At 51.9% G+C, this 11,178-nt stretch carries 9 protein-coding genes; 6 read left to right on the top strand and 3 right to left on the bottom strand.

The window, feature by feature from the left end:
• The first annotated feature begins 11 nt into the window (after positions 1 to 11).
• Genes AC4GL5_RS17660 through AC4GL5_RS17635 form a run of 6 tightly spaced genes read left to right on the top strand, consistent with a single transcriptional unit; the run spans position 12 to position 5,609 of the window.
• Complete coding sequence (locus tag AC4GL5_RS17660) at positions 12 to 149, top strand: V-type ATP synthase subunit D (RefSeq protein ID WP_490384121.1); 138 nt, start codon at positions 12 to 14, stop codon at positions 147 to 149.
• Positions 146 to 1,927, top strand: a complete 1,782-nt coding sequence (locus tag AC4GL5_RS17655) for a V-type ATP synthase subunit I (RefSeq protein ID WP_490384120.1) — start codon at positions 146 to 148, stop codon at positions 1,925 to 1,927. Before AC4GL5_RS17660 ends, AC4GL5_RS17655 begins: the two co-directional genes overlap by 4 nt.
• Positions 1,915 to 2,361 carry an ATP synthase subunit C gene (locus AC4GL5_RS17650; RefSeq protein ID WP_086479352.1) on the top strand — a complete coding sequence of 149 codons (447 nt, stop codon included), beginning with the start codon at positions 1,915 to 1,917 and terminating at the stop codon, positions 2,359 to 2,361. The genes AC4GL5_RS17655 and AC4GL5_RS17650 overlap by 13 nt, the downstream gene beginning before the upstream one ends.
• A 28-nt stretch (positions 2,362 to 2,389) precedes the next feature.
• Complete coding sequence (locus tag AC4GL5_RS17645) at positions 2,390 to 3,073, top strand: ATPase (RefSeq protein ID WP_490384119.1); 684 nt, start codon at positions 2,390 to 2,392, stop codon at positions 3,071 to 3,073.
• Positions 3,073 to 3,768, top strand: coding sequence for a DUF2764 family protein (locus tag AC4GL5_RS17640; RefSeq protein ID WP_490384118.1), 696 nt, complete (start codon positions 3,073 to 3,075; stop codon positions 3,766 to 3,768). Before AC4GL5_RS17645 ends, AC4GL5_RS17640 begins: the two co-directional genes overlap by 1 nt.
• A complete protein-coding gene (locus AC4GL5_RS17635) occupies positions 3,768 to 5,609 on the top strand; it encodes a V-type ATP synthase subunit A (protein ID WP_490384117.1) in 1,842 nt (613 codons plus the stop codon). Before AC4GL5_RS17640 ends, AC4GL5_RS17635 begins: the two co-directional genes overlap by 1 nt.
• A 73-nt stretch (positions 5,610 to 5,682) precedes the next feature.
• On the opposite strand, the gene AC4GL5_RS17630 is transcribed toward AC4GL5_RS17635, so the two are convergent.
• From AC4GL5_RS17630 to AC4GL5_RS17620, 3 genes are all read right to left on the bottom strand, one after another.
• Positions 5,683 to 7,770 (bottom strand): TonB-dependent siderophore receptor, encoded by a 2,088-nt coding sequence (locus AC4GL5_RS17630; protein WP_490384116.1) that lies wholly within the window; start codon positions 7,768 to 7,770, stop codon positions 5,683 to 5,685.
• An 87-nt stretch (positions 7,771 to 7,857) separates the two neighbouring features.
• The gene (locus AC4GL5_RS17625) at positions 7,858 to 9,678 is read right to left on the bottom strand and encodes an ABC transporter ATP-binding protein (protein WP_490384115.1); all 1,821 of its coding nucleotides are present in this window, start codon (positions 9,676 to 9,678) and stop codon (positions 7,858 to 7,860) included.
• Positions 9,679 to 9,778: 100 nt separating this feature from the next.
• On the bottom strand, positions 9,779 to 11,178 hold a 1,400-nt coding region (locus AC4GL5_RS17620; protein WP_490384114.1), incomplete at its 5' end, for an iron ABC transporter permease.

Here is an 11,178-nt window from a genome sequence, read left to right as displayed (position 1 = left end):
AGCGTCTCAATCTGTTTGATAAAGTTCTGATTCCGCAGGCTGAGAAGAATATCCGCAAGATTCGCATTGCGCTCTCTGATAGCGAGCGGGCTGGAGTTGTCACCTCAAAGATTGCCAAGAATAAGCGGCTTAAGGCAGGCATTGCATGAGTATTCTTAAGCTTAAAAAAGCCTCAATTATCGGTATGAGCCAAAGCAAAGCCGAGATGCTGGATGCGATCCAGTCGCTTGGTGTGATGCATATTATTCCTCTGACCGAAATCAGCACTAAGCAAACCGTCGAGACAGAAGACACCAATCCCGAGTTACTGAAGCGTTCTCTGCAATATCTCCTCAGCAGCCCGCAGAAACGGCGTCAGGTCACACGGGACAGTCAACTGGATCTTAACAAGGTGCTGCGTCAGGTCGATAAGAATCGTCAGAACCGGATTCGATTGAGTGAGAAGCGGGATTTTCTGGATCAGCGAATTAAAGATCTGGAGCCCTGGGGTGAGTTTACCCTGCCGGATTTGGCTGACCTGAACCATGAGAAACTCTGGTTCTATCTGGTGCCCAACTACAAAATGCAGGATGTGGAAGACTCTCACCTGCCCTGGATACAGGTTCACCGGGATAACCGACATACCTATATTGTTGTGGTTTCAGCAGAAGAGCCGGATGCCACCATTATGCCGGTCCCCCGGACTCATACCGGGTATGTACCCTTAAGCGAGCTTAAGGAACAGCTGGAAGAAACAGAAATTCAACTGGAAGCCGCAGATGGGGAGCGTGAAGCCCTGACCCGATGGATTTTTCTGCTGCAACAAAGTGTTGCCAGTACCGAAAATCAGGCGCTTTTGGAAGAAGTTTCCGGTCAGACCCGTGATTATGGCGAAGTCTTTGCCCTGCAGGGCTGGATCGCTGTCCGAGACCTCCCTCAATTGGAAGCCTTTGCCGAAGAACAGGGGCTGGTGCTGTTAGAGGAAGATCCGGCAGATGATGAAAATCCCCCGACCTTTCTCGACAACCCGGAAGTTTATGGCGGCGGTCAGGAGGTGGTCAGCTTTTTCCAGACCCCGAATTACCGCAGCTGGGACCCTTCCCGGGTAGTGTTTTTCTCCTTTGTCAGCTTCTTCGCCATCATTATGTCTGATGCGGGCTACTCGCTGCTGTTTGGTGCCATTATCGCCTGGAAATGGAAAGCGATGGCAGAAACAGAAACCGGTCGTCGCCTTCGTGCTATGGGCGCAGCTCTGACGGGAGCCGGTGTATTCTGGGGTGTTCTCGTCGGCAGTTACTTTGGTGCCAGCGCACCGGTATCCCTGCTTGGCGACATGAAACTGCTCGATCTGAATGACTTTGATGCCATGATGGCGCTCTCCATCACCATTGGTGCCCTGCACCTGATACTGGCCAATTTGCTGATGGCCTGGGTACGGCGGGGGAGCAATCAGGCACTGTCATCTGTGGGCTGGGCCGTTTCGGTCTCGGTTGCACTGGCGGGTTGGCTGACCACATTCACACCGATCCATTGGGCGATCTTTGGCATCGGTCTTGTATTGGTACTGCTGTTCTCCACCCCGGCAACGGGATTCACGCTCAGCCGTCTGATCTCCGGCCTGCTGGCACTGACCAATGTCACCAAGATTTTTGGTGATGTACTCAGCTATTTGCGTCTTTTTGCCCTAGGTCTTGCCAGTGCATCTCTGGCCATCACCTTTAACCAGTTAGCCGCTGACGTGGGTAACGCCTTACCGGGGATCGGCTTACTGCTACACATCCTAATTTTACTGGCAGGTCACCTGCTGAACTTCGTCCTCACAGTGGTCAGTGGTGTTATTCACGGACTGCGTCTTAATCTGATCGAATTTTATAACTGGAGTCTGGCTGATGAAGGCTACCCCTTCCAGCCATTTTCAAAACAGGAGGTAACACCTTGGATAACCTGATCTTAGCCCTGGGATGGGCAGGTTTGTACGGTCCTATGGCAATGGGTGCAATTGGCAGCATGATTGGCTGTTCCCTGGCCGGTCAGGCCGCCGCTGGAGCGCTGCTGGAAACAGAAACGGGCCACGGGCGTTATATCGGTATCTCTGCGATGCCCTCCTCTCAGTCAATTTACGGCATCGTGGTGATGTTTGCCCTGAACCGTGAACTGACCCTAGGTAATGCCCCCGGTCTGGCGGCTATCGGTCTGCTGTGTGGTCTGGCACTGATGTTCAGTGCGATTTATCAGGGTCGTAGCTGTGCATCGGCTATCAACGTGTCAAAAATTCGTCCCGAGATCTTCGGTATGTCTCTGGCACCGGCGGCCATCGTTGAAGGTTTTGCGGTATTTGCCTTTATCTTCGCTCTGGTTATCAGTGCTGGTGTACCGGCCTGATCATCGTTAGTACAGGGAGAAGTCCGCTATGACAGATATTGAGAAAAATCACGCCTCCTCAGGGATTGAAGCCCTGATCGACAAACTACGTCAGGAAGGTGTTGATAAAGGGCGCTCTGAGGCCGGACAAATTCTGCGTGATGCCGAAAAAGAAGCTGATCTGCTGCTGAAACAGGCCCGTGAAGAAGCGGATGCCATGATCAGCAAGGCTAAGCGGGAAGCCGCTCAGAGGCAGCAGGCTGGTGAAGATGCGTTGAAAATGGCTGCCCGGGATCTGCTTCTGGATGTCAAAGAGAGGCTGGCCAGAAGCTTTACCGATCAGGTGGAACGCCTGATCGAGCAGCAGATGAACAATCCTGAATTTGTTCAGCGTATGGTGCTTGAACTGGTGGGGCGCACCGCAAAAGATGCCGGTCTGGATGAGTCTGACAAGGTTGAAGTCCTGCTGCCGGAGAACATCATCGGACTGGACGAACTGCGTCGTAATGCTGATGAGTACAAGACCGGTCGCCTGAGTCAGTTTGTACAGTCTTTGTCTGTGGAGCTGCTGCGGGATGGTGTCAGCTTTGATACCCATAAAGGTAACGGCATCCGTGTTCGCCTTGTTGGCAAGGAAGTGGAAGTTGATCTGACCGACAGCGCCGTATCTCACCTGTTGCTACGCCATCTGCAACCACGATTTCGCGCACTGCTTGAGGGAGTAATCCGCTAGTGAGCTACTATACCCTGGTTACCGCATTGCCTGACCTCCCTCCATTGGCGAAGTGTAAGCAGATGCCGATCTCCAGAATTGCTCTGGATCGCCGTCTCACGATGCTAACCGAGGAAGATCAGCAACAGTTAAAACTGGCAGAGAGTCTCTATCACTTTGGTTCAAAGCAGCCGGAAGTTCTCTCTGATCAGAAGCTGGTATATCAGTGGCAATATCAGCTGACTCATATTCAGTCCGATGAGATTCGTCAGTGTATTCAGTACCGTCTGGAGTGGCAGAGCCTGCTTGCGGCTCTGCGGCAGCGTCTTCAGGGTGATAAAGGTCCCGAACAGTTTTATGGCCTGGGGCGCTGGACAACCCGTATTCGCCAGCATTGGCATGAACCCTCATTTGGTCTGGAAGATGCCCTCCCCCTGATGGCAGATCTGCAGCCGCTGATGCAAAAAGGCGCCGCTGGTGAGGTTGAGCGACAGATTAATCAACGGCTTTGGCAAAACTTGCTTCGGATTGAGCGCAGCCACCATTTCACGATTGAAACCGTTATCTGCTTTGTATTGCGTTGGGGGCTGGCTGAAAAACAGATCCAGAATGACGCCCAGCAGGCGCTCGAAACGTTTGAGTCCATGGCTGAGGTGCTGATTGACGCACCTGTCATCAGGGAACATATAGAATCAGCCTTTGAGGAACTTTCCTAATGAAGGATGTAAAGATTACAGCCCGTGTAACCGGTGTTCGGGATGATATTGTCACCCTGAGACTGGAAAAGGATGAACAGGGTAACTTTTACCCCCTAATTAAAAACGAGGTGGTCTACATCTGTCCGTCTCGTATTCCTGCCGATGACCGACAGGAATATCTGCAGGCCGAAGTTCTGCGTGTTCGTCATGGTGAAGCTGACGTTCAGGTATTTGAGAATACCCGTGGTGTCGCCATTGGCGATGCGGTGCGCCAATCCGGCCAGATGCTCTCTGTGACTCTTGGCCCCGGCCTTTTGGGTCAGGTTTATGATGGTCTGCAGAACCCACTGGAAATTATTGCCGGTCAGCATGGCTTCTTTCTGCCCCGTGGTCTTCAGGTAGAAGGTATCGACAGCCAGAAACAGTGGGCTTTCCAGCCAACGGTTAAAGTGGGCAGTCGTCTTAAGGCGGGTGATCCGGTCGGCCATGTGCAGGAAGGTCGCTTTAAACATAAGATCATGGTGCCCTTCAATCAGGTTGGCGAAGTTGAAGTCACCTGGATTCAGGAAGGGACGTTCACCACGACAACGCCTATCGCCCGATACAAAGACCATAAGGGTAACGAACACGAACTGACCATGCAGCAGAAATGGCCGGTTCGTATTCCTGTGTGTCAGCCTTTGCTAGCCCAGCGCTACAGCGAACGTGAATACCCGGAACAGCCGCTGCTGACTTCAATTCGTCTGATTGATACCTTCTTCCCGATTGCGAAAGGCGGCACCGCTTGTATTCCGGGACCCTTCGGCGCAGGTAAAACGGTTCTGCAGAGTCTGATTTCACGTTTCTCAGACGTGGATATCGTGATTATCGTGGCCTGCGGCGAGCGTGCCGGTGAGGTGGTGGAAACGATTACAGAGTTCCCTGCCCTGCCCGATCCTAAGGGTGGCACCCTGATGGACCGTACCATCATTATCTGTAATACCTCATCCATGCCCGTAGCCGCCCGTGAGGCCTCGATCTATACCGGTATCACCCTGAGTGAGTATTACCGCCAGATGGGCTACAACGCCCTGCTGATCGCCGATTCCACCTCCCGTTGGGCCCAGGCGATGCGCGAAACCTCCGGCCGTCTGGAAGAGATTCCGGGTGAAGAAGCTTTCCCGGCGTATCTGGATTCCTCGGTGAAAAGCCTTTACGAGCGTGCCGGTCTGATCCGTAACAACGAGGGTGAGCAAGGCAGTCTGACCTTAATCGGCACCGTTTCCCCGGCCGGTGGTAACTTTGAAGAGCCGGTGACGCAATCAACGCTGCGTACCGTGAAAACCTTCCTGGGTTTAAGTGCAGATCGAGCCTACAAACGCGCTTATCCGGCGGTTGACCCTCTGATCTCCTGGTCCCGTTATCTGGATCAGCTGAGTAACTGGTACGGTGAAAATCTGGATGCCGAATGGGTTGATGATGTGAAGCAGATGCAGAAGCTGCTGACTCAGGGTGAAGATATTCAGCAGATGATGCAGGTGACCGGTGAAGAAGGTGTCACCCTGCAGGATTTCCTCACCTTTAACCGCTCTCAGTGTCTGGATCAGGTTTATCTGCAGCAGGATGCCTTTGATGACGTGGATGCCTCGACACCCATGAAGCGTCAGATGCGGATTTTCCGCTTGCTGAAGCGCTGCCTGCTTGAACATCCGCCGATGGATGATAAAGACACCATCCGTGAGCACTTTACTAAACTGGCGGGCTACTTCCGCAACCTGAACTATAGCCATGAAGATGGCCCGGACTTTAAACGCTACTGGAAAGAGATTCATAACCTGAATAACTTCCCGTTAAACGAACGGATGTTCGCTGAAGAGTAGCCTTCAGACCACAATCGAAAAGGGAACCTATCGTAGGTTCCCTTTTTATTTGCTTTTGTCTTGCGGGCTGGTTTTAGTAGGTCCAGTTCACTTTAGCCATCAGGTTACGGGGCGCTCCGTAGAAAGCCTGGTCCCAGTAGAGGCTGTTCAGGTATTTCTCATCGGTCAGGTTATTGATTGCCAGAGAAGCGTTAAGATTCCTGGTCAGATCGTAACCGGCCATCAGGTTTACCAGAGTATAGGATTTCTGAGAGACAACGATGTTTTCGGTTTCTCCCTGCCATTTCACACTGGCACCAACTTTCAGCTCAGGCAAAGAACCCGGGCGGTATTGGCTTGAAGCGGTAAACATCTCTTTCGGCACTTCTTTTTTTACCTCTTTACCGTCGGCATCTTCAACCTTGATTTTGGAATAACCGGCACTTACCTGCCAGCCTGAGATCAGTTCTCCTGCGATATCCAATTCAAAACCCTGGCTGGTTACACCATCAACGCCTTTGTAGTAGCTATCTGCCCCATGAGTACCCGCGACTTCAGCAACGTTATCCTGCTGACTTTTAAATACCGAGGCTGTGGCAATAATGCCGGGCAAAAATTCAGACTTGATACCAAATTCGATATTTGAGCCTTTAACCGGATCGAGCTGATCTCCGTTGGCATCGAGTTCTGTCTGGGGAGTAAAAATCTGAGTGTAACTGGCATAGAGGGAGTGTCGATCAGTCAGATCGTAAACAGCGCCGAGATAAGGGGTTACTTCTCCGTCAAAAGAGGTATTTTTGGTTTTATCATAAGACTCACCATCAATATCCAACTGGCTGATACGAGCCCCTGCCAGAACCGATAGCTGGTCTGTTACAGAGAAACGTCCGGCTCCGTAAAGGCTTTCGCCGGAATAGTCCCAGTTACCACCACTGGATACGCCATTGATAGGAACGTCAGCCACATTACCCTTCATTGCATCGTCAAGGTTTATGCCGAAGGTACGAGGGTTGGCGTAAACAGACTCTTCCTCAGATTCTGAACGGTTAATCTGAAGCCCCAGAATGGCATCATGTGTTCGCCCGGCAAATTGGAATGGACCATTCGCATACATATCCAGACTGGTTTCAGTTTCTGTTTTATCGTACAGCGATGGGTAGGCAACAGCCCCTGAACCATCCGCTGCGATTGAGCCATAAACGTAGAGTAATTTGCTCTCTGAAACCCGTTTTGTGCGGTTCAGTACAGCGGTGCCTTGCCAATTTTCAGGAAGATCCTGTTTCAGTTCGATAAAGCTGCTATCGATCTTGTTGTCCCAATAAGCCCAGTCTGCTGCAGTGCTGGCAGATCTGTCGTAATCGAATGCGTTTCCATTCGTGTCTTTGAGAGGGAGCGCACCCCACATAGGGCTATCTGCTTGGGTATCCTGCGTCGAGTGTCCAACCGTTAAGGTTGTGGCATCGCTGAGATCAGCTTCCAGAACACCGTAGAAAAGAGTGCGCTGTTTTTCATAGCGATCCAGATACGACTCGCCATCCTGCCCTGCGACTACCAAGCGTCCTCTGACATTGCCGGATTCTGTCAGATTGCCGGAGACATCCCCTTCCAGGCGTTTTTGGTTCCAGGAGCCCGCGGAAACACTGGCAGATGCGGCAAAATCTTCTGTGGGACGCTTACGGATAATGTTCACTGTTGCAGAAGGGTTGCCAGTGCCGGACATCAGACCGTTGGCACCCTTTAGCACTTCAATCCGTTCTGCGATGGCGCTGTCGATGTCGCCAAAAAGATTTCCGCTGGTGGTTGGCAGACCGACACCGTCAAACTGAAAGTTAGTGATATCAAAGCCGCGGGCGGTGTAGTAAGAGCGGTCGGTTTCGATACGCTCTACAGTCACTCCGGCCGTGAGATCCAGTGCAGCGTTCAGATCTGTTGCGTTAAAGTCGTCCAGTTGGGCTTGGGTGATGACGGAGACCGCCTGAGGAGTTTCACGCAAAGAGAGTTTCATCTTAGTGGCTGTGGCCGCGTCCGGTGCGGTGTAGCTATCAGGGTTGTTGTCCTGAGCGTTGACTTCCAGGGTGTCCAGCTTAACAGCGGCCTGATCTTCTGCAGTGGCAGAAGCGGCAACTGAGGTTAGCAGAATAAGGCTGATGCTTTGTGCTAAGTAGTGCTTTTTAAACGTCATTTAGAAAATACCCCTCCTGAATTGAGAGGGGTACAATACATTAAATAAAAATCGTTATCATTATCGTGTGATAATAATTATCGATCATTAGATGGAATTTCCTGTCTGCCGCATCCAGAGTCGATTGTATAGGCCATCTGATGCGATCAGCTGAATGTGGCTGCCCTGCTCTCTGATCTCTCCTCTGTCGAGCACAATCAGCCGGTCCATCTCTGAAAGCGTTGATAGCCGATGGGCAATGGCGATCACGGTTTTACCTTGCATCAGGGTTTCCAGTTGCTCCTGAATGGCGGCTTCAGACTCAGAATCCAGTGCTGAAGTTGCTTCATCCAGCACAAGAATAGGTGCATCTTTGATCAGAACCCGGGCTATTGAAATCCTCTGACGCTGGCCACCGGATAGCTTAACGCCACGCTCGCCAACAAAGGCGTTGTAGCCGGTTCTGCCCTCGGCATCCACAAGATCCATAATGACATCGTGAATCTGAGCTTGTTTGCAGGCCTGAATCATCTCTTCTTCGGTGGCCTCCGGACGTCCATAGAGAAGGTTCTCACGCACAGAACGATGTAACAGTGCCGTATCCTGACTGACAACACCGATCGATCCCCGAACACTGTCCTGAGTCATCTGTCGGATATTTTGACCATCGATGCTGATCTCGCCCTTATCCGGATCGTAGAAGCGAAGTAACAGGTGAATCAGTGAGGATTTCCCTGCACCGGATGTCCCCACGAGACCGATCTTTTCCCCGGCTTTTACTGTCAGATTAAGATTCCGAAATACCGGTTTTTCAGGCTGATAAGCAAAACTGATCTGATTAAAGCAAATCTCTCCTTGCTGTACTTTCAGTGTCCGAGCTTCTGAATGATCCTGAACCTGGCGGGGCCTGACCAGGGTTTTAAAGCCATCCTGCACGGCTCCGATATTACGAAACAGGGCGGCGACCTCCCACATGATGAACTGAGAGAGGTTTTTGAGTCTTAGGGTCAGTGCCATGGCAACAGCAATTGCCCCGGTTGTGACGCTATTTTGACTCCAAAGCCATAAAGCCAGTGCCACTGTGGCAAAAATCAGCCCGGCGTTCAGCAGCCACACTGAGACATTCAGACTGGTAACGACCCGCATCAGTGGGTATACCGCCTTCAGAAACTGATTCATCCCCTCCCTGGCATAATCCGACTCGCGACCAGCATGGGAAAAAAGTTTTACGGCGCTGAAATGGGTGTAACTGTCGGCCAAACGGCCTGTCATTACTGAGTGCGCATCCGCCTGTTCCTGTGCACGGGTTTTTAAACTGGGTAACCCCCGCGCCATAAGCAGCAGATAGCAGATCGCCCAGACACAAAGCGGAAGGGATAAACGCCAGTCTGCAGAGGCCATCAGATAGATCATACCCCCGACATAGATCACCACGTAAAGCAGGGATTCCATCAGTTTCACCAGACTTTCCCGGAAGGCTTCAGAGGTTTGCATCACTTTTGCCGCTAAACGACCCGGAAATTCATCCTGATAGAAGCTATAGCTCTGATCCAGCAGTCTTCTGTGAGCCATCCAACGAACCGCCATAGAGAAATTAACAGTAATACTCTGGTGGAACAGCATAGAGTGCAGTACGACGGTCAGAGGCAAAGCGATGAGTACCAGCACTGACATCGTAATCAGGGTTGTCGATTCTTCCTGCCAAAGGGTTGCAGGGTCCCGGTGTCCCAGCCAGTCGACCAATTCGCCTATAAAGCCAAACAGAATCAACTCAATGATGGCAATGGCTGCAGTCAGTGAACCCAGTGCCAACAGCACACCGGTATAGCCCTGACTGTATTGCCGATAAAAAGAGAGCAGCCCTTTTTCTTCAAGAGCCGGAGACGCTTGTGGAAAGGGCTCGGTTAAACGTTCAAAGAGTCTGAACATGGCGTTACCTGTGGGGATATTTGTGGAATGGACGCTGCAGCAGCTGATTGGATTGATACCTTTCCCCTGCAGCGTCAGTGATGGTTGAATAAATGATTGATCAGACTTTCTGACGGGTTAACAGATAGATAAAGTAACTGCCTCCGATCAGAGAGGCGATAACACCGGCAGAGATCTGAACCGGATAAAGCGCAACCCGCCCTATCCAATCCGACAACACCAGCAGAGATGCGCCGACAATTGAGGCGAGCACCAGTTGAGGCAAAATGCGCTTTGCCCCCAGCAGGTTCGCCAGATGGGGCGACAACAGCCCGATAAACGAAACCGGCCCGATGACAGCCGTAATTAACGCGCAGATACCGGCGATCAGGGTCAGCAACCAGCCTCGGGTTTTACCCAGGTGAATGCCACGTGCCTGTGCCACATCATCACTGATGGCGATCAACGTCAGCGCCCGGTGCCAAACCAGTGTCAAAGCTGACAATATCAACACACCAATGCTGACAATGATGGCCTGCTGGCCTGTTACCTTATAGGTGGAACCCGACATCCATAACAGCAGTGAAAACACCTCATCCGTGCCGCTTGCCAGAGTAAACTGCAGAATCGCATCCAGCAGGGCTGTCAGGGCTATCCCGCTCAATACCATTATTCCTGGCGTAAAGGACTGTTTTTTACCCAGAAACAGCAAGAGAGCCAGCACCGCAAAGCTGCCGCCAAAAGCGATTAACGGGCTGAAAATCAGCCATTGCACACCAAAAATCAGAATAAAAACCACGATGCTCAGTGTTGCCCCTGCTGATAGTCCCAGAATGTCCGGACTGGCCAGTGGGTTACGTATCAGCCGCTGCAGCACCGTGCCGGCAACAGCCAGACCAAACCCTGCCATCAGAGCGGTCAGAACCCTTGGCCAACGCAGCTGCCAGAGATAACCTTCCGGCCAGAACCAGCCCCATACTGTGTGCACTGTCGAGCCGTTCAGTACGGTTTTAGGAAAGACAAACAGTGCCAGACAAAGAATTGCCACGATTGTCAGAGAGACCGTGCTCCACGCTTTTTTAGGCGAACGGGTCAGCCAGGGCTGCTCTGCATGGCTGGAAAAAGCGCTATCATGTCTGATCGCTTCAGACGGGGCTTTTTCGCTGTTCTTTCGCGTCATCGCCAGAAGAATCAAGGCCGGAGCACCAATAAGGGCCGCAGCTGCTCCACTGGGAACAAGTTGACCAAAAAAATCTGTTGCCCTTAAGGCAATAATATCGGTCAGACAAAGCAGGAGCGCCCCAATGAGTGCGCTGGCCAGCATCTCCTGTCTTGCGGATTGCCCACCGAACTGCCGGGCAATTTGTGGGGTCAGCAAGCCAATAAATCCGATCAGTCCGACAGAGGAAATCACGCTTGCCGTTAGCCAGAGCGCAATCAACAGCAGGGTAATCATCACTGGGATTAGCGACAGACCTCTGCTGCGGGCACCCTGATCCCCCAGTCGCATCAGCATCAGGG

This window comes from Oceanospirillum sp., from assembly GCF_982874595.1.
This window is presented reverse-complemented; position numbering and strand designations above follow the sequence as displayed.